General features: G+C 60.1%; 16 protein-coding genes. 6 read left to right on the top strand and 10 right to left on the bottom strand.

Annotated features, from left to right (window positions below; all coding sequences use genetic code 11):
* Positions 1 to 39: 39 nt before the first annotated feature.
* From AC1DK3_RS11500 to AC1DK3_RS11510, 3 genes are all read right to left on the bottom strand, one after another.
* The gene (locus AC1DK3_RS11500) at positions 40 to 252 is read right to left on the bottom strand and encodes a hypothetical protein (protein WP_477192332.1); all 213 of its coding nucleotides are present in this window, start codon (positions 250 to 252) and stop codon (positions 40 to 42) included.
* Between the two features lie 54 nt (positions 253 to 306).
* Positions 307 to 1,485, bottom strand: coding sequence for a DUF937 domain-containing protein (locus AC1DK3_RS11505; protein WP_477192333.1), 1,179 nt, complete (start codon positions 1,483 to 1,485; stop codon positions 307 to 309).
* A 390-nt stretch (positions 1,486 to 1,875) separates the two neighbouring features.
* Positions 1,876 to 2,781 (bottom strand): Kdo hydroxylase family protein, encoded by a 906-nt coding sequence (locus tag AC1DK3_RS11510; protein WP_477192334.1) that lies wholly within the window; start codon positions 2,779 to 2,781, stop codon positions 1,876 to 1,878.
* Between the two features lie 578 nt (positions 2,782 to 3,359).
* Between AC1DK3_RS11510 and ykgO the strand changes: the two genes are divergently transcribed.
* Both ykgO and AC1DK3_RS11520 read left to right on the top strand, forming a co-directional pair.
* Positions 3,360 to 3,485, top strand: a complete 126-nt coding sequence (gene ykgO, locus AC1DK3_RS11515) for a type B 50S ribosomal protein L36 (RefSeq protein ID WP_013216601.1) — start codon at positions 3,360 to 3,362, stop codon at positions 3,483 to 3,485.
* 83 nt (positions 3,486 to 3,568) lie between these two features.
* On the top strand, positions 3,569 to 4,303 hold the full coding sequence (locus AC1DK3_RS11520) for a tetratricopeptide repeat protein (RefSeq protein WP_477192335.1): 735 nt from the start codon (positions 3,569 to 3,571) through the stop codon (positions 4,301 to 4,303).
* 44 nt (positions 4,304 to 4,347) lie between these two features.
* Here the strand turns inward: AC1DK3_RS11520 and AC1DK3_RS11525 are convergent, their stop codons facing one another.
* The 4 genes from AC1DK3_RS11525 to AC1DK3_RS11540 form a co-directional block, all read right to left on the bottom strand.
* A complete protein-coding gene (locus AC1DK3_RS11525; RefSeq protein WP_477192336.1) occupies positions 4,348 to 5,700 on the bottom strand; it encodes a TAXI family TRAP transporter solute-binding subunit in 1,353 nt (450 codons plus the stop codon).
* A gap of 149 nt (positions 5,701 to 5,849) precedes the next feature.
* Positions 5,850 to 7,295: a pyruvate kinase gene (gene pyk / locus AC1DK3_RS11530; protein ID WP_477192337.1), complete on the bottom strand. Its 1,446-nt coding sequence runs from the start codon at positions 7,293 to 7,295 to the stop codon at positions 5,850 to 5,852.
* Positions 7,292 to 7,720, bottom strand: coding sequence for a DUF1036 domain-containing protein (locus AC1DK3_RS11535; protein ID WP_477192911.1), 429 nt, complete (start codon positions 7,718 to 7,720; stop codon positions 7,292 to 7,294). The genes pyk and AC1DK3_RS11535 overlap by 4 nt, the downstream gene beginning before the upstream one ends.
* A gap of 89 nt (positions 7,721 to 7,809) precedes the next feature.
* A complete protein-coding gene (locus tag AC1DK3_RS11540) occupies positions 7,810 to 9,105 on the bottom strand; it encodes a glycerate kinase type-2 family protein (RefSeq protein WP_477192912.1) in 1,296 nt (431 codons plus the stop codon).
* Between the two features lie 210 nt (positions 9,106 to 9,315).
* On the opposite strand from AC1DK3_RS11540, the gene AC1DK3_RS11545 reads away from it, so the two are divergent.
* From AC1DK3_RS11545 to AC1DK3_RS11555, 3 genes are all read left to right on the top strand, one after another.
* Entirely contained in the window at positions 9,316 to 9,624 is a 309-nt protein-coding gene (locus AC1DK3_RS11545) for a DUF1244 domain-containing protein (protein WP_477192338.1), read from the top strand.
* Positions 9,625 to 9,922: 298 nt separating this feature from the next.
* The gene (locus AC1DK3_RS11550) at positions 9,923 to 10,216 is read left to right on the top strand and encodes a DUF2312 domain-containing protein (protein ID WP_092864014.1); all 294 of its coding nucleotides are present in this window, start codon (positions 9,923 to 9,925) and stop codon (positions 10,214 to 10,216) included.
* A gap of 279 nt (positions 10,217 to 10,495) precedes the next feature.
* Entirely contained in the window at positions 10,496 to 11,425 is a 930-nt protein-coding gene (locus tag AC1DK3_RS11555; protein ID WP_477192339.1) for a LysR substrate-binding domain-containing protein, read from the top strand.
* A gap of 5 nt (positions 11,426 to 11,430) precedes the next feature.
* Here AC1DK3_RS11555 and AC1DK3_RS11560 read toward each other — a convergent pair whose 3' ends face one another.
* The 3 genes from AC1DK3_RS11560 to AC1DK3_RS11570 all read right to left on the bottom strand — a co-directional run bounded on the left by AC1DK3_RS11560 (position 11,431) and on the right by AC1DK3_RS11570 (position 17,318).
* The gene (locus AC1DK3_RS11560; protein ID WP_477192340.1) at positions 11,431 to 12,990 is read right to left on the bottom strand and encodes a peptidoglycan L,D-endopeptidase MepK; all 1,560 of its coding nucleotides are present in this window, start codon (positions 12,988 to 12,990) and stop codon (positions 11,431 to 11,433) included.
* 211 nt (positions 12,991 to 13,201) lie between these two features.
* Entirely contained in the window at positions 13,202 to 15,364 is a 2,163-nt protein-coding gene (locus AC1DK3_RS11565; protein WP_477192341.1) for a L,D-transpeptidase family protein, read from the bottom strand.
* Between the two features lie 445 nt (positions 15,365 to 15,809).
* Entirely contained in the window at positions 15,810 to 17,318 is a 1,509-nt protein-coding gene (locus AC1DK3_RS11570) for a sigma-54-dependent transcriptional regulator (RefSeq protein WP_477192342.1), read from the bottom strand.
* A gap of 338 nt (positions 17,319 to 17,656) precedes the next feature.
* Between AC1DK3_RS11570 and AC1DK3_RS11575 the strand changes: the two genes are divergently transcribed.
* Positions 17,657 to 19,504, top strand: coding sequence for a M3 family oligoendopeptidase (locus tag AC1DK3_RS11575; RefSeq protein WP_477192343.1), 1,848 nt, complete (start codon positions 17,657 to 17,659; stop codon positions 19,502 to 19,504).
* The last annotated feature ends 70 nt before the right edge of the window (positions 19,505 to 19,574 follow it).

Below are 19,574 nucleotides of genomic sequence, written 5' to 3' on the forward strand. Positions count from 1 at the left end.
TAGGGCGAAGCCGGCCTTTAGCCGGCTCGAGAAGACCTTTTATTTCGATGTGAGCTTGTGAGCTTCAGTCGTGTGCTTATGAGCCTTCTCACTATGCTCGTGCGCGGCCGCCGAGTGTTGTTTGCACTCTTCTTGCCTGCCGTGAGCGTGCTGGTGCGCCGCCTCGTGGTGATGATGAGCCGCTGCAGCGTGATGTGAAGCCGCAGAAAGATGTTCCTCGACCGCTGGATGCTTGGTCGTAGTCGTCGCCATGATCGTGTTCCTTTCTAATTTGACCAGCTCATTTGGGCATTCTTCTCGCGTGGCTCAGGCCGTCGTCAGCGCATCGAACTGAGAGTGAACTTTATCGACGGTCGGCTTGATGACAGAGCTCACTCCAGGAATTGCGAGCGCCTTGTCGAAGAGCTGATCAAGGGCCGGTCTCGTGGCAATGACTGTTTTCACGACCGTGATGCGGGTGTCGGGGGGAAGCTTATCGAGAAGCTTGGTCAGCTTGGCAAAATCGTTCGCGGAACTTGCCAGTGGCGCCACGGCTGCTTGCGCCGAATTCACGTCCTGAACGCTGATAATCGCGGAGCGCATGCCGGTCTCGGCGTTGGCGAGCTGCGTGCCAACGTCGACGTCGCCGACCTTGATGCCGCGCAGATTTTCGAGCGCCTCGAAGGATGCGGGCATTGCTCCGAGCCCCGAGACGCCGGTGCTGGTTCCGGTGCTCGATGGTGCGGTGGATGGCGGAGGAGAATTGAGAGCAGTATCCGTTGGGTTCGGGCGCCACCAGTGCCAAGCGAGGCCGCCAAGTATCAGCGCGGCGACTACCGGGAGTACCCAGCCCCATGATTGCATATAGGGAGACCGGTCCGCAGGTCTCGGTGTTGGTGGTGGCATCGTCGTGTAACTTGGTCTCGCCGTTGCCGATGCGGCCCGCGTATCGGTCGTACCACCAAGACCATCCAGAATGCCCGTGCCGCTAAGATAATTCGAGAACCCAGCGGGAAGCGCACGGGCGATATTATCTTTCTGTGAAGTGAGCAGGTTTGCGAGGCCTGTCGCATCGAGTCCACTTGCGCGCTGCTGCTGTCCCAATACGCCCATCACGACAGGTCCGAGCAGGCCCAAAAGGCTCTTCGAGGCCGCGTTCCCAATCCCTGCGTACTGACCAACCGCGTTGGTGAGTGCAGATGTCGTCTCGCCGCCAAGAAGAGACGTGAGGGTGCTAGTGCCTGTTTCGATAATGTTCGACTGCGTAGAGCCGCCGAGCATGTTGCTTAAACTCGAAAGCAATCCGGGCTGTTGTCGCGCAATGGCGCCATTGAGCGCCGTAGCGCCGTTGGGTCTGGAGACGAGCGATGTGAGCGCAGCCAGTAGGCCGGGGACACCAGCACCGATTGCTTTTTCTGTGAGTGTCCTATCGAGGCCGAGGCTCGAAGCAATACGCGATACCAAAGTAGAGCTGAGCATCTGAGTGATGTTGGAGACCAAGTCCATGGGGCAACCTCCTTATCGGTTGTCCCCCCGACGCGAGAATCCCCCCAACGTTGCTTACTTACATGCCGTTGCTTTTGGGGTGCTGATCTGGGTCATGTTGATCAGCGCACATGCGATATGGCCATATGCGCGCTCATCCGACGATAGTCTAGGCCGTTTTCTGGTAAGAAATTTGAAGCCAACCGCCGCGCAGATCGTCTCGAAATCGTTTAAGAAAAACTAACCAGGGGCTTTTCGCTCGGGTTCTGAAGAGGTTCCCGCATGTGAGCTTTGTAGCTTCAACTTTACATGCATTTTTTCTAAGCAAACGGCCGCCTGGTACGCAAGGCGGCCGTCTCACTTAAGCAAAGATTCGTAACGCTTACCCGCGTTGCGCGCGAGAACCTTGCTTCAGTTTGCTGCCGGAGCCAGCGAGCGGCCGGTCATCCGTTCGAGAACGCGCAGAGGAGACCGGTCAGGCCGCTGTTGTGCTGCGACCGGGAGCTCAAATGTTTGCTCCAACGCGAATTGGCCTCTCGTTGCGGCGTGCGCAACCTGATCCGTGAAAACCACCCAGGTGCTACCTGCTTCGAAGGCGACCTCCTGGCGCGGCGCCTCGCGCTGATAGCGTGCGTCGCCTTTAGCGCGGTCGTGCAATTGCAGCATGATGTGATCGTAAGGTGTTCTCGGCTTTTTGGTGATGCCGAGCGCATACTCGATGCGCGAAAGGCCGGGCACCGCCGGTCTCACGCTCGGGAGAAACCGTTCGGCGAATGCTTCGAAAGGTTCTCCCACCAGCCACAGGCGCGGTTTGCCCGCAGGATTGATGTTGGTGAACACGCGCAAGATGCGCGCTCCCCGGCACGGCCGCGAAGGAAACGTATCAAGATGTAGGCGCCGATCGTCTTTGCGATAGGAGGCGGGCTCTCTGCCTTCGATCTCTTGCGGCCGAAAACTGGTTCGCCCAAGTTGCAGACGTGGAGCGTACCCAGGCAACAGCAATTGCATGAATTGCTGCGTGTAGGATGCATACCGCCGCATCATCGCCGTCAGTTGATTGCTGTCCGGTCCCTCGACCTTCGTGCCGCGCAACTTGCCTTCGTTCGGGTCGAGGCTGATGTTTTTTGCCTTCTGGTTGGACCAGGCTGTAGCCAGCAGAAATCTCTCCGGCTCATCAAGCTGAAACGAAAGGTGTCTGAAATAAAGGATGCGGCCGTCTTCCAAGCTGTTGACCGCCCGGCGCTGATCTTCAGGCGCGAAGGAGTCATTCCACATGGCAGCGTTAAAAACTTCGAGCGACGTATTCCCTGAAAGCATGGGCGGCTCCCAATATCGGTGCCTGATGAAATAAAAATTCGTGCGAAATAAAAATCGGACCCGGCTGCATAAAAATGCCGGCATGCGTGAACATTAACGTCGATAAATCAGTGGCAAGCTGGCGGGTGCTGAAAATCCCTGCAACCCCCGGCGGAAAGAAGCACGGTCGCGACGGAGTCGAGAAGTCGCCATCCGGCCTATTCAGGGGCCAGCCTTCTGCTTATCCACAGAAAATCCGGAAGTCAGAGGGCTCAAACGCGTTGTAATGGACATGCAGGGCGAGCCTCATGACTGACGGCAATTGAGCTTTCAATCCGCTCTCTGGGGCGTCGAAACACAAGGGGCGGGGCGCTCCGGTAGCCTGCCGGTAAATTCGACGAAATTCCCGTGGCTTAGGCCTGAACTGGCCGTCGTTTTCGGGACTTCAGGCTTTTCGGCTCGCTCCAGCGCGGCTTTTCGTCGGAATGGCCTTGTTTTCCCGGCTTCTGGCGGGTACAAGCCCGGCTTCCATCTCTTTTGACATGGTCAGGGTCGGAGGGTCGATCTCTCTCTCGCCTACCATTTTAACCGGTGTCGTCATGAAAGTTAGAAACTCTTTGAAGTCCCTGCGCTCACGGCACCGCGATAACCGCGTGGTCCGCCGCAAAGGCCGGGTTTACGTCATCAACAAGACTCACCGCCGCTTCAAGGCCCGCCAGGGTTGAGATCGTTGCGCCAGAGCGCGACGTTACGGCGAATTCACGAGAGTCTTTTTGACCAAATCCCATGCCTCGATTAGCTTCGAGGCATGATTTTTTGCGCACGCCTTCTTCTCTTTCTTTTGGCGGTCTCGGCCGGCGCGGCTAACGCTGCAGCCGACAATGAGCTTTTGAAGACCCAGCCTTTCCCCGAAGTCCCCGCCCCGCCGGCGCGGCCGCGGGAGGAGCTGCCTGCCGTAAAGAAGAAGTCGCCGCCGGTCGCGCCTTCGCCCGGTGCTGCCGCCCAGCAAAAGGGCGAACCCGGCATGATGGGTTTGCCCTGGCCGAAGTCGCCGGAAGAAACCACCAAGACCCTCGATAACCTTTACGCCTTTCTCGCAACCGAGAGCGACCAACGCCAAGGGGGCGAAATCGGTGCTGCCATTGAGCGGCTGTGGCGGCTCGAAGGTGGCGACACCGTCAACCTGCTCATCGATCGGGCTGAGATTTTCTCTTCTCGAAACGAGAGCGAGAAGGCAATGCCGTTCCTAGACGCGGCGGTGGAACTCGCGCCCGAATACGCCGAGGCGTGGAGCCATCGCGCCTACGTCGAATACCGGCTGAACAATTACACGGCTGCTCTGGGCGATCTCCGGCGTGCGCTCGCCATCGAGCCGAACCACTTCCGGGCGCTGGACGGCATGGCGAAAATTCTCGTTCTGATGGGTGAGAAAAAGGCCGCGCTCGAGGTCTACAACCAGCTTCTCAAAGTGCACCCCAACATCGAAGGCGCCGAGACCGCGCGCGATAAGCTCAAGAAAGAAATTCAGGGCCAGGGGATCTGAGTTCCCGCGCCCGGCTCGTCCAATAATTCCTGAAATTTAGAGCGTCAGGACCGTGCTGCGGCAGCATCATCGGCTACGGCGACCGTGAGGCGGCGGCGCGCCAGTTCAATGTGTTGGCGCAGTTGATACAGCCGATCTGCGAAGCCGAGCGGAATAGGTAGGTTGTCGACAGCTACCTCAATCGTCTCAAGATCTCGCAACTTTGCTGCCCGCTCCTCGGAGCTTGATGCGCTCTTGGCGGCGGCCTCCAAACGCTTGAGTTCTCCATACCAATGGATGATGCGGCGGCGAATGCGCCAATCATAAATTTGGGGCGCGAAACGCAGCAGCGGAATGAGAATTGGCACCAAGACCACAAGAGAAATCATCAAGCGATCGACAGTCGTTGCCACCCAAAACGGCACGTAGCGCTGTAGAAGCGGCGCTCCCGAGCGGTAAACCCGGCGTGCCTCATCGGAAAATGCGAATTCGGGATCATTGGCCGTCGGGAATTCGCCGGCGCTCTGAAACAATTGCACTTCGCCGGCATCGTTGACCGTCGACTGTCCGTGCACCTCCTGCAGGGCCTGGGCCAGCAGGTTGATAAGTGCCGGGTGCAGGCTTTCCCGCACCACTACTGCTACGGTCGTCGCAATGAGCGTGGTGTCGCTACGAGGGACATTGGCCGCGAAGTCGACGACGCCCTCCCGCAATACGAGTCGTGAAAGGAACGGGAAGCGCTGGGCGTAAGCATCAGCGTTCGCAAAACTCATAAAGTGAATGTCGGGACTTCTCAGCAGCCGCTGGATCGTCTTCGCCTCGGGCGCGAGCACGAGAAAGCCTGCGTCCGCCTCTCCCTTGGCGAGCAGGTCAACATAATCCGGTAGCTCGTGATTGATCAGCGTCGCCGTTTCATCGGTGATGCCGTTGGCCGCGAGGAGCCGCACGGCCAGGCTGTTGGTTCCACTGCCTGCAGGGCCGACCAGTATGCGCTTGCCTTTGAGCTCGGTTAGCCGCTCAAGCGGCGTGCCGCCGTTATAGAAAACCCAAAGTGGCTCGTACGCGACGCGCCCGAGGGACAGCAATCCGTGCGTGTCATTGCTCGAGGCAAGTCCGCCTTGGACGAAGGCCGCGTCCACGCCGGAGCCCGGGTCAGATAAAGATTTGAGATTGGCCAGCGACCCGCCAGATTCGCGGATTTCGAGCTTGACGCCGTTGCGTTCAAAGACCGCCCGGTACCGCTCGGCATAACGATAATAGGGGCTGCCGGCAGCAGCAGCGGACAGCACAAGTTTATCGGGCGGCGCCGGATGGGCGAAACGAAAGGTTATCCAGGTGGCGCCTGCGACGGCTATCAGCACCGGCACCATGATGAGCAGCAAATCGCGGAGCTGGAAGCGCACAAATCTAGATCGCATTGGATGTCCCCCCGACTTCAACCGCTACAAGCCAGTGCCGGACATAACACGATGGATAGCCGTGAACATGTCACGTCTATTGCGACTGACATGCTCAAGGGTACGCGCCTAGCGAAACCCTGCGCGGGTTGCGCGGGATTTCAATGACCCTAGACCTCTTCAGCAATAGGTGCGCCGGATTCGTCGACGAAGGCGATACGGATCATATTCGTTGCGCCGGGGCTTCCGAGTGGAATGCCCGCCGTGATGAGGATGCCCTCGCGGGCTTTGACGAGACCTTCCTCGAACGCGATACGGCAGGCTTTCCGGACCATGTGCGAAAGATTTTCCGGATCGCCGGTAAGGATCGTGTGCACGCCCCACACGAGCGCCAAGCGCCGCGCGGTCGACTCGATCGGCGTCAGGCCGATGACCGGGATGCCGGGGCGTTCGCGTGTCACGCGGAGAACCGTCGAACCGGTCGCCGTATAGCAAACGATCGCGCCGAGGCGGACTGTGTCGGCGATGGCGGACGCTGCGGCGGCAATCGCGTCGGCGCCCGTCGGCTGCGGCTCCGTCTGCGTCGCGTAGAGCATCGGCTCGTAAACCGGATCGTGCTCAACCTCGACGGCGATCTTGTCCATCATCTGGATGGCCTCGACGGGATATTGGCCAACGGCGCTTTCAGCCGAAAGCATGATCGCGTCGGCCCCGTCGAACACGGCGGTTGCGACGTCGGAGACTTCCGCGCGCGTCGGCATGGGGGAGGAGATCATGCTTTCGAGCATCTGCGTCGCGATGATGACGGGCTTGCCGGCGGCCCGTGACAGACGCGTAATCCGCTTCTGAATGCCGGGAACTTTCTCGACGGGCATCTCGACGCCGAGATCGCCGCGCGCGACCATGATGGCATCCGACGCCGCGATGACGTCCTCGAGGTCGGCGACGGCTGACGGCTTTTCGATTTTGGACAGGATGGCGGCCCGGGTGCCGATCATTTTCCTGACGTCGTGGACGTCTTCGGCACGCTGGACGAACGACAGTGCGACCCAATCGACGCCGAGCTTCAGCGCGTGCGCGAGGTCGGACTTATCTTTCTCTGTGAGCGGACTGATCCGCAGCAGCGTGTCGGGCATCGAGATGCCCTTGCGGCTTGCCAGCATTCCGCCGGTCAGGACTTCGGCTTTGATCTGTACGGGCGTCGTTTCGACGACGCGCATCTTCAGCTTGCCGTCGTCGAGAACGAGCATGTGGCCGGGCTGGATCGCCTCGAATATCTGAGCGTGGGGCAGATGAACGCGCTCTTCGGTTCCGAGCGTCTCGTCGCGATCAAACTTGAAGATCGATTTCGTCGCGACGTTCACTCGGCCGGTTTCGAAATTGCCGATGCGGAATTTGGGGCCCTGGAGATCGGCGAGAATGCCGATCGGGTGGCGATGGCGCGCGGCGCAGGCACGGACGGCATTGTAAAGCGTCTTGGAGCCATCGTGCGTGGAGTGGCTCATGTTGATGCGGAAAACATCGACGCCCGCAAGAAAGAGCCGCTCGATCATTTCCGGTGCAGCAGACGCGGGTCCTAGCGTCGCTACAATCTTGACCCGCCTATTACGTCTCATTTGTCTGCTTTTCCTTGCCCGGGATCAGTGAGGCGGATGGTCCACTCTTTTGCTTCGCCGGTATCAACTTCAAAAAAACCCGTGCGCTTATATCCGCGTTTCGCACAATCCTGAACACCCCTGATGGCGAAGGATTTTTCAGTCGTGCACATATCGTTCTTGCCGCCCCATTCGCCACCGCGATCGTAGTCAACGGCATGCACGTAAATGAAGCGGCTCGGAAGCGCGCCTTTCAGAAGGGTTTCGCAGGTCTGCGAGGCTATGTTCCACCAGCCCTCCGTCGCCCAGCCCGTGGTGTCCTGATAGCCGATTGCGACGCCGACCCGGCTCGACGTGGCATTGCATAGCTTCAGGTCGGCGTGTGCGGCCGTCGCATAGAGGCAAAAGCCCAATGAAAGCGCAAAGTTCCGTCGGAGAGTGCGCATGCGGAAGCGGAGTGGCACGTCAGAGCCTCCGGTCTCGAAGGGGAGAATTCCGGTCGTAAATCCAGTCCGTCGCCGATGGCGTTCGCATTTTACGGGTCAATAAGGATAACCCGGAAATCGTTGACGTTGGTTTGGGTGGGGCCACAAAGAATAAGGTCGCCGAGCGGACGGAAAAATCCGGTCGAGTCGTTGTTCTCCAGGAACTTGGCGGCATTGAGATTGGCGGCCTCCGCACGCTTCAGCGTATCGGGGAAGACCATTGCACCCGCGGGGTCGCCGGCGTTGCCGCCACCGCCGTCGATGCCGTCGGTATCGCCTGCAAGACCTGCAATTCCCGTCGCGCCATCGAGCGCCAAAGCGAGGCCGAGGGCGTATTCCTGGTTCGGGCCGCCCGAGCCGTCGCCGCGGACGGTCACGGTCAGTTCGCCGCCCGACATGATGGCGACCTTCTCGCCCTTGCGCTTGGCTTCGAGCGCCATTTCGGCATGGGCGCGTGCAACGTCGCGCGCTTCGCCTTCGAGGTCGTCGCCGAGCGATACGACGCGATAGCCGAGTTCGCGGGCGATTGTCGCCGCCGCTTCGATCGAAGCTCTCGGAGCCGCGACGATCTCGTAAGTCGAATTCGCGAGCTTCGGGTCGCCGGCTTTCAACGTTTCATTCGCGGGGTCGCCGAGGGCCTTCGCGATTTCGGGCGACGGCGTGATTTTCCATTTTTCGAGGACGGCGCGTGCATCGGCGAGGGTCGAGCGATCGGCGACCGTCGGGCCGGAACCGATTTCGTCGGGATTGTCGCCCGGCACATCGGAAATCGCGAGGGTCAGCAGACGTGCCGGATAGACGGCGGCTGCGAGCTTGCCGCCTTTGACTTCGGACAGATGCTTGCGAACGCAATTCATCTCCGAGATCGGTGCGCCGGATTTGAGAAGCTGTTTCGTCAGAGCCTGCTTCGCTTCGAAGCTGACGCCCTGGACTGGTGCCGACCAGATGGCGGATGCGCCGCCCGACAGCAAGCAGAGCACGAGATCGTTGGGTCCGGCGCTTTTGGCAAGCGCGATGGCGCGTTCGGCGCCGACGATCGAATTCGCATCGGGGACCGGGTGGCCCGCTTCCAGGATCTTGATGATGCCGGTCGGGAGGCCAAAGCCGTGCCGGGTCGAAATGAGGCCGGAGATCTTATTGTCATGTCCGGTTGCGATGTAGTGCGCTTCCGCGGCGACGGCCATCGCGGCCGAGCCCTTACCGGCGCCGATGACGATAATTCGGCCACCCTTCGGCACGGGCGGAAGGTGGGCCGGCAGGCAGACCGAGGGATGCGCTGTCCGATGCGCGGCTTCGAACAGCGTGCTCAAAGTTTCACGCACGCCGCCGTTCGACCCGTCTTTCATCATATTGCCCTGGCCGGTTCCTGGTTGTTTTGTGATTGTTGGTCTTGGTTTGCGCAAACGCCCGACGCGCGTCAAGGCATCAGAGGCCGCAGCCAGACTTCGGGTTTGACCGGGGGCGCGGGCACAGGGCGGATGGGGCTTCCGGATGGCTGGCGCGGTGCTTATGTCGTAAAGGCCTTTTGAGACAGCCGGAGAAGCAAGGAGCTCAATATGAAGACATTCGATCCGCAGACGACGATCGAGCTCGAGGCAGCGGTCTTTCGGCGCCTGGTTGAGCATTTGCAGTCGCGCACGGACGTTCAGAACATCGATATGATGAATTTGGCCGGGTTCTGCAGAAATTGCCTGTCGACCTGGATGTCGAATGCGGCCGAAGCCAAGGGTCTCGAGCTTTCCAAGGACGATGCCCGCGAGATCGTCTACGGCATGCCGTTCAAAGAGTGGAAAGCCAAGTATCAGACCGATGCGCCCGCCGAGAAGCAGGACGCCTTCGAGCAGAACAGGCCGCGCGATCATTGAGTTTTTAGTTTCGCCCGGCGCGTTTTGGATTTCGCCCGGCGACAGCTTTAGCTTGGCGCTGGCGACACGCGTTCCGCGCGCCGGCCGAGTTTTTTTGTTTCGTCCGGCGACTCCCCTCTGGGGAGCCGGCCGCCGGGCGAGGTAGAACGGCAGCGAACAGAAGTGAGTCGCGTTGCGACATATACAACGTCAAGTCCTCGGCTCGATATTATCCCTTGGGATAGCCGTGCTCGTCGCCTTGCTGCGAAGAGGCTCCGCCGATAGCGTCGGCCGGCACTTGATATCAGTAGGAGCCTTCATGAGCACGCTTCAAGCCTCGGCGCAAAACCAGCTGCGCCAGTTCGTCGAGCAAATCGAACGCTTGGAAGAGGAAAAGAAGCAGCTCGCGAGCGACATTCGCGACAAGTACACCGAGGCGAAATCTGTCGGCTTCGACGTCAAGGCACTGCGCCAGATCGTGCGGCTTCGCAAAAAGTCGAACGAGGAGCGGCAGGAAGAAGAAAGCATTCTGGAAGTCTACATGCATGCGCTCGGCATGCTGGATACGGTTCCCGACACCTCCGTCGTCGATAAGATGATGGCCGCCGAGTAGGCATCTACCTCGGGCTCGCGGCGCGTTTGCTCACGTGCCGTTCGGGGGCCGCTCTGCGTGGAATCCAACCGGTGGTTCCCGCTACAACCTGAAAACAGCACCGCCCCATCCCCATTCGGCGCTGGGGGCCGGGACGGTGCTGGCGATGACAGCCTCGCGGCAGTCGTCTATCTGCGCGCGGAAACGTGATATCGTTTCCACGCGTCCGATAGTTCACGGTACCGCGCGACTGTGATAAGGACAAATCGTGATTTCTTGTCCTACACATTAGTCTAGCTGATGGCCCATGTTACTCTGAAGCAGCTTCGGTATTTCGATGCTCTCGCGCGCGAGCAGCATTTCGGCCGCGCGGCCGATGCCTGCGCGGTGACCCAGCCGGCGCTCTCCATGCAAATCCAGGATCTCGAGGCGTCGCTCGGGATCGCGCTCGTCGAGCGCACACGCAGCGGCATCAAGCTGACCCCGAAGGGCGAGGAAATCGCCATTCGTGCGCAGCGGCTGCTCAACGATGTGCGCAATCTCATCGATTATGCCCATCACGCCGGCGGCATTCTCTCCGGCACGCTGCGGCTCGGCGTCATTCCTTCGGTCGCGCCCTATCTGCTGCCGCCGCTACTGCCACTTCTCAAGGCCAAGTATCCGGACCTCGAGCTCCATGTGCGCGAGACGCAAACGCAGCCTCTGACGGACGAACTCGTCGAGGGTAAGCTCGACGTTCTACTTCTCGCTCTTCCGATAAAGAATCCCGACATCGAAACGCTGTCGATTTTCGAAGACAGGTTTTTGCTGGCTCTGCCGAAGACGAGGAAGCTCTCGGGGCGCGTTCGCGCGACGAAGGAAATGGTCGAGCACGATCGTCTGCTTCTGCTGGAAGAGGGGCATTGCCTGCGCGATCAGGCGCTCACGTACTGCAGTCTGCAACAGGTCGACGACGTCAATACGTTCGGTGCGTCCAGCCTGTCGACCATCGTCGAGATGGTATCGGCAGGATTTGGGATCACGTTGCTTCCCGAAATCTGCCTCGGTGTGGAAGGCCGGAGCCGGGAGATCAAGATCATCCGCTTCGTCGACCCCGAGCCGTCGCGCTCCATTGGGCTCGCCTGGCGGCGTTCCAGTCCGCGGCGCGAAGATTTTCTGGCGCTGGGAAAACTCGTGGCTGAAGCGGGTCAGCTCTCGTTGAAGCGTGGCGCTTCTGCAGTCCAGGTCTGATCGGGTCAGCGCGCGCTGGTTTGGACCGCCCTATTCTCAATACCGGCTGGCATTCTGCTTTGTTCGATCTCCAGCAGGGCTTCGGTGTGCACGGCTTTGCCTTGGAATTGGTCGGACTTCGACGATTCCGCCAGCTGCCGGCCGGGTCTGAACTTCATCGGCACGACACCGCCAACGTCATCCAGAACGTCGAGGGTCGCCGCGACGTCGGGTGCCTGCATTTCGGCAAGCAGCTGGTCGCGGGAAGCGGGTGTGTCGCTCAGCAGCGGCGCGAGCGGGAAGGGCCGATAATCGAGTTCGTCAGGGTGGTCGTCGTCGAATTGCGGGGCCTGCGCCCAGCCGTTGCCGAGGCTTGCGGGGTGCATGTCGGTCGCGGTCCCTGCGGCGGGATCGAGGCTCGCGACACGCGCCGCCGGTGAAGGCGCTGCGGGTTGACGGGTTTCAGCCAGCGCGACGGCCGCCAAGGCCTTTTGCGGCCGGACGGCCGGACGTGGTTCTTGGACGAGTTCAGGCACCGGCATGGTGGCGGCGGCCGTTACCAAGGCGTCGAGCTTGCCGCGATCCGCTTGCGACGGAAGCGTGAAGCGTGACGAGCGGTCGACGAGCTTCGGCGCGGACTTCAATTGAGGCATCGGTTGAGCATCGGGTTCAAGCGAAGCAACTTGTGCAGGTGCAAACGGGCGCGGCGCCGTCAGGGCCGGATCGGGTTCGGTCGTCAGCTTGACGTTTCGGCGCTGCGCGCCGTCTGCCATTTGGGCCGCGGGCCGTGAGGGATTTCCGAGAGACGCAACGACGTTCAGGCTCTTTTTCGGCGGGCTGATCCCGACCGACGCGACCATCGTTCTGGACGTGCCGGGCGTCCGGCGATCGTGGAAGAATTCGGCGACCTGAGTTGCGAGTTCGCTGTACTTGCTTTGGGCGGCCTTGACGTCGCTCGGTGTGATCGGCCGGCCGTCGTCAGGGACATATTTCGAGCGGCCGTTCGGGAAGAGCAGAGCGAGTTCCTGGCGCGGCATGCGCGGCCACATGCGGACGTTTGCGGTATCGATGTGAACGAACGGAATGCCTGACGTCGGGTAGTAGCCGACGCCGCCGCGTTCGCGGATCAATGCGGAGTAGCGCATCTTTTTCAGCGGAATGTCGGGGAACGTGATGTCGATCGCCTTGCCCGTGATGTGCTGGCTCTGTTTGGCTTGGCCGCCGCGGGTATGGCGCAGCATTTCATTGGTGCCTGAGGAGCGGTAGCCGCAAATAATACTTATGGGCTCCTTGGAGCCGAGTTCTTCGTGCATTTCCCACGCGATATCGAGCGTCGCGGGAGCGATTTCCTTGACCTCGTTCTGGCGCCAATCGCGCATGATCCAATTGATCTGCTTCAGCGCTTCAGGAATGTATTGGCCGTTGCGCTTGTAGGTGACGGTCAGGCGTTCCTGAGTGTGGATGTGAAAGAACGAGATCGTGCGTTCTTCGGGTTCACCTGCCGCCGTCATCTTATCGGCGTGCAGAAACACGGACACAACAAGCGTCAACGAGCCCAAAACCAGGCCTGATCGGCGAAAGGCCACGAATTCCCCCGTCCCTACTAAATCCCCGAGCCCGACTGGGGCCAAAAATGCTCGGCCATTAACGATTAATCCCGAACCGTTAAGAGGCGGTAACCTGTTCGAACATTTAAAGGGTTGGAAGGGGCGATAAAAAGGCCGGAATGCTCAGGCCCGGACAAAGGAAAGCCGGCCGATCTGGGATCGGCCGGCTGCGAAGATCAGTTTGCGGAGGTTAAAACCCGCCCAAAACCTGCTTGAAGAAGTTGCCGAGGCCCGGGTCATATTTCTTGCGGCCACGATTGTCGCGATCGTCGTAGCTGCCGAACAGACCGCCGAAGCCGTCACCGCCCCAACCGTCACCCTGCGGAATATCTTCCGGCGAGACTTTCTTCTCGTCGGCCTTCACGATCTGGTTCCAGCGGCCGGCAAGCGCCAGATTGATCCGCTTCTCGTGACCGTAGACGTCGCCGAAGGTCTGGACTTCGCCGCCGTCGTCGACCCAAGCGGTGAAGTACGTGACGTGGACGGGTACCGGCTGGTCGAGGCTGATTTCGTTTTCTTCAGGTCCCTTCACAATGAGGTTTTGGACCATCGACGCATCCCAGCCCTTGTCCTTATCGAGGAGGACTTCGGCAAGCTTCACAGGATTGCGGACGCGCATGCAGCCGTGGCTGAAGGCACGCGTGCTTTCATTGAAGAGGCTCTTGCTCGGCGTGTCGTGCAAATAGACAGCGTGCTTGTTCGGGAACAGGAACTTGACGACGCCGAGGGCATTACTGCCGCCGGGCGGCTGATAGACATTGAAGTTGCGAATGTCGTTGCGATTCCAATCGACACTGTAGGGATCCATCTTGCGGCCGTTGCGCTCCATGACGAGGCCCTGACGGCGAAGCGGATCGCCGCCGGCTCTGAGGCTCGGCAACAGCTCTTTGATCTTGATGGAATCCGGCACGTTCCAGCGCGGCTGGATCACGACGGTCCGCATCATTTCGGAGAAGATCGGCGATTGCGTATCGGGGCGGCCCGTAACGATGCGCTCCTCGTGAATGACCTCGCCGTCCGAGATCACGCGGACTTTGAACTCGGGAATGTTGACCATGATGTAGTATTTGCCGAGGTCGTCCGGCATCCAGCGCCACTCTTCCATGTTGGCGACAAGCTTCGCATCGCTGACGTCGTTGCCGGCGTTCAGGGAGCGGCGCAGCGTTGAGGTGATCGAGGGATTGGCCGGCTGAATTCCCTTGCTTTCCTTGTAAGCCACGACAGCCGTGGCGAGCGCCTTATCGTAGAAGGTGTCGTCTGCCGGTTTGCCGTCGTCCGTGACGGTCGCGGCGGCGACCTTGAGGCGCTTATGGAGGATCGCGATCTGGGCATGGCTGGTGCCGGGCTTCAGAATCGGACCATCCGGGATCTTCAATGCTTCTTCGGCCTTTGCGTTGGCGCGGAGTGCCAACAGCTTTTCGCGCAGACGAATGAATTGCGGATGCTTCGGGTGAAGCTCGGTCAGATACGTGCCCTTGTCCGGGACGCTCGCCAAACTATCGATGACGGTTCTGCGGTCGAGAAGCACAGGCTTCCGGTCGAGATACGTGCCGAGCTGGGAAGACGGGTCAGCGATCCGGTCGCCACGCGCATCGCGCGCATATTCCATCGCCGCGAGCGACAGACGCGTCTCGGCGACAGTCAGGTCGTCGAGGTTGAACTCGCCATTAGGGCCCGGTTTCAGATCAGCGATTTTGAAGTCGGCCGCGCGGAGGCCCCAGCTGTCAGCGTCTTTGAGGGTCGCGATGAGGTTTTTTGCGGCGTCGTTGTAACCCGTCTTGCTCACCCAAAGCGTCGAGCCCATGCGGGAGTCGTAGAATTGGATCAGGACCTGGCGATCCGCCTGGTCGGTGCCTGCCAACGCTTTTTTGGCGTTGTCCTGCAGGTAACGGGAAACGGGAAGGTAGAGGAGATCGTTCGAGGGGACGATCGTGTGCGCAGCCGACGTGCTCTCCGGCGTGCTCTGGGCGGGTGCAGCTGCGTCAACGGGCGCTGCAGGAGCTGGGCTTTGCGCGGGCGCGGCGGTTTCAGTCTTGGCGGGTTCCTGGGCGGGCTCTCGGGCGGGCTCCGCGGAAGCAGGTGCCGTTGCCGCAGCGGGCGCATCAGCTGCCTCGGCGGGCGCCGTTGGGGAAGGTGCAACCTCGGGTGTCGCAGTCGGTGCGGGCTCTGGGCGCATCGCGGTCTGCGGAGCCTCAGACGTGCCGCCACCAGAATTACCATCGGGCGCGGGGCCTACACTCGATGCGCGATCCGCTCCATCGGTTTGTGCAGTATCGGATTCAACAGCGAAGGCTGCAGATACCGAGCCGGTGGTCAGCATTACGCCGACCGCCAGAAGTGTCGCGACACGCATAGAAATTTTCACCTCTTGGTTACCGGCCTTAGATACGCGCCAGCACTCCGCCTTACTAGCCCGATCGCGCGACATGGCTGTATTGCACAGCGCTGTGGCGAAACTGTTGCTGTTTCGTGCTCTCGAAGCGTATGCCGGCAATAAAAACGCCGCCCGTCCGACGTATGCGCTTAGCTAACAAAATAGAGCGAAGAAAGTTGCGATTTTATTGAAGTCTGTGCCGTGCCGGGGCGCAGCTTCATGTCGCGGTATCCAAAAAATGCAAAAGCCCCGGATGCAGCCAGGGCTTTTGCGGGTGAGGGCGAAGGGGCCTCCGCTCTCACATAATTCGATAGTTAGACTGCCCGGCGAGAATGTGACGACGAGGGAAGCTCGTCAGGCAAGACTCAGGCGTACTCGGCGCGCGATCCGAACTCTGCCGAATTCACGTCGGGTTATTTCGGGGCTAGTTGGTGCGGGGCTCTAATCCGTATTCCTGCATCTTTCGGTAGAGCGTCGAGCGGCCGATGTTGAGGCGTTTCGCCACTTCCGTCATGTGTCCGCGATAACGGCCGAGGGCCAATCGGATCATGTCGGCTTCGATCGCTTCGAGGGAGCGAATTTCGCCGTCCTCAGCGACTGCCTGGATGCCCAACGAGCTTCCGGAAATCTGCGACCTCATTTCGACCGTATGCGGCACAGTGTTCTCGGCGCCGAGGAGAGCCGGTCCGGTGTAGGCGGGCGGTTTCTGAACGGCTGAGGGCGCTGCCGGGATTTCCGTCTCGAAGCCTTCGACGTGGGCTGCGATCTGCGGGAATTCGGCGACAGAAAGCTCCGGTCCATCGGCCAGAACGACGGCGCGGAAAACTGCGTTCTCGAGCTGTCGGACGTTACCGGGCCACGAATACGACTGAAGAAGTTTCATCGCACGGTCGGAGATCGTCGCGACGCGCTTGCCTTCTTCGGCTGCGAAGCGGGCGATGAAGTGCCGGGCAAGTTCGGGGATGTCTTCCACGCGCTCACGTAGCGGCGGTATGAAAATCGGGAAGACGTTGAGGCGGTAATAAAGGTCCTCGCGGAACTTGCCGTCCTTTACCTGCTGGATCATGTCGCGGTTGGTCGCGGAAATGAGGCGGAAGTTCACTTTCACAGGACGCTTGGCGCCGACCGGATCGATTTCGCCTTCCTGCAGGGCGCGCAGCAGTTTCACCTGCGCGTCGAGAGGAAGCTCGCCGACCTCATCGAGGAAGAGCGTACCGCCGTCAGCTTCCTGGAACTTCCCCATGCGCTTGTCGACGGCGCCGGTGAAGGCCCCCTTTTCGTGGCCGAAAAGGATGCTTTCGATGAGGTTTTCGGGGATGGCGCCGCAGTTCACGGTGATGAACGGCTTTCCGGCGCGATCGCTTTCGCCCTGGATGGCGCGTGCGATCAGCTCTTTGCCGACGCCGCTCTCGCCTTCGATCAGGACGGGAATGTTCGAAGCGGCGGCGCGCTTGCCGAGCATTATGACGCGCTTCATGGCTTCGCCGCGAAGTACGAGATCGCCGAAGGTCAACGTGCCGTCTACGGTCTTCTTGATGCGATTAATTTCGTCAGCAAGTGCTTCGATCTTGAGGGCACTCTTGATCGATACGTCGAGCCGCTCCGGTGAAGCCGGTTTGACGACGAAATCGACGGCGCCGCGGCGCATGGCGTTGATGGCCGTTTCAATCGAGCCGTGCGCCGTTTGCACGATGATCGGCGGCATGCCGGCTACACGGCCGATGCGATCGAGGACAGCCATTCCGTCCATGCCGGGCATGACAAGGTCGAGCAACACCAAGCCAATCTGAGAATGCTCGGCGCCTTCGAGAATTTGGATAGCCTGTTCGCCGGAACCGCAAGTTCTGGTCTCGAAACCGAACCGCTTGATCGTTTCTTCGAGAATGCGACGCTGGGCAGGATCGTCATCGACGATGAGAATACGCTTGGACATTTGCACGCAACTTTACTCTTACGGATACACCGGTCAGCTGCGGCGGGCGATGCTGGAATTGACCCAGCTTCAAACACGCGGTGACCTAGAACTTACGCAACGAGTGGAGATTGCCCGACAAGGGTAAATGTAAGGTTTCGGATTGGCACAATATTCTTCGCTCATCGGTAAGCGGCTGATGTGGCGCGGAAGTTTTTGCTCGCGATGACTGTTTTGGACGTTGCAGAACCCACTCGACGCGGGCCAGTTGTGCGGAAGGGGGCATGGGCCGCTCGAATTTCATCTTCGGCGAGCCTGTGGTAAGCCACCCACGAAATTTCCGTTTGTAAAGGACACCCATGCGCCGCCAGTCTTTTTCGGACATCAACTTCGCCCCCGACGCTCCTTCGCAATCGCCCGCAGATCAGCAGCCGCTTGGAGCGATGCCCGGATGGGATCTGAGCGATCTTTACTCGGGTCCGGATGCACCTGAAATCCGGCGGGATCTCAAAGATGCCGCCGCTGAGGCGACGCGCATCAAGGCGACATATCAGGGTCGTCTCGCGGACCTCGCGAAAGACGGCGACAAACTGATCGGGCCCATCAAGGACTACGAGAAGCTTGCCGATCTCGCGGGCAAGCTCGGTTCCTATTCGGGGCTCTACTACGTCCTGAACCAGACGGACCCTGCGCGCGCCAAGTTCAACGCCGATATCTCGGAAGCGCTGACGAAGCTCTATACCGATCTCATTTTCTTCGAGCTGGAACTCAACCAGATCGACGACGCCGTGATCGATGAGGCGCTGAAGCACGCAAGCCTCAGCCGGTATAAGCCGTGGTTCGACGATCTCAGGAAAGAGAAGCCGCATCAGCTCGACGAGAAGATCGAGACGCTTTTCACGGAAAAATCGCAGACGAGCCGCGCGGCGTGGAACCGGCTGTTCGACGAGACGATGTCGTCGCTCCGCTTCCAGGTCAAAGGCTACAAGGAGCCGTTGTCGCTGGAGCCGACGCTGAACTTCCTGTCGGACGCGGATGAGAAGAAGCGCAAGGCGGCGTCAGAAGCGTTGTCCAACGTTTTCAAGGCCAATCTGCCCCTGTTCACGCGGATCACGAATACGCTCGCGAAGGACAAGGAAATTTCCGACCGCTGGCACAATTTCAAGGACGTTGCGGATAGCCGCAATCTCGCCAATCGCGTCGAGGGTCCGGTGGTCGATGCGCTCGTGTCGAGCGTCCGGGCTGCCTATCCGCTGCTTTCACATCGCTATTACGCGATGAAGGCGAAGTGGCTCGGCAAGAAGAAGCTTGCGTCATGGGACCGGAACGCGCCGCTGCCGGACAAGCCGGAGCGGACGATTTCATGGCCGGAAGCCGAGCAGATCGTACTGCGCGCCTACAATGGTTTCGCGCCCGAGATGGCGTCGATCGCCAAGCAGTTTTTCGACAAGAACTGGATCGATGCTCCGGTGCGGCCGGGCAAGGCGCCAGGCGCGTTCTCGGCGTCGACAGTCCCGTCGGTGCACCCTTATGTGATGATGAATTATCTGGGCAAGCCCCGGGATGTCATGACGCTCGCGCACGAGCTTGGTCATGGCGTGCACCAGTGGCTGGCGCGCGATCAGGGTCCGCTGCTTGCGCCGACACCGTTGACGCTTGCCGAAACGGCATCGGTGTTCGGCGAAATGCTGACGTTCAATTCGATCATTTCCGAGACCAAGGATCCGCGCGAGAAAAAAGCCATGCTCGCCGGCAAGGTCGAGGACATGCTCAACACCGTCGTGCGCCAGATCGCGTTCTACACGTTCGAACGCAAAGTTCACGAGGCGCGCCGCGAGGGCGAATTGACGTCCGATCAGATCAACAGCTTGTGGCTCGAGGTGCAGGCGGAAAGCTTAGGACCGGCCATCGACTTGAAGCCCGGCTATGAAGTCTTCTGGGCTTACATTCCGCATTTCATCCACTCGCCGTTCTATGTCTATGCCTACGCTTTCGGTGATTGCCTCGTGAACTCGCTGTACGGTCTTTACGCCGAAGCACACCCCGAATTCGTTCAGAAATATTTCAGCCTCTTGAAGGCCGGTGGCTCGAAGCACCATTCCGAACTTCTTGCTCCATTCGGGCTCGATGCCCGCGATCCGGAGTTCTGGAACAAGGGGCTCACGGTCATCGAAGGCATGATCGATGAACTGGAAAAAATTGACTGAGGTCGCAGGTTAGGAACGGGCCCGGAAATCCTCGGCGAGGCAGTGCAACGAATCCTTTCGCAGCGCATTG

This window comes from Hyphomicrobium sp. 01T421 (assembly GCF_056398805.1).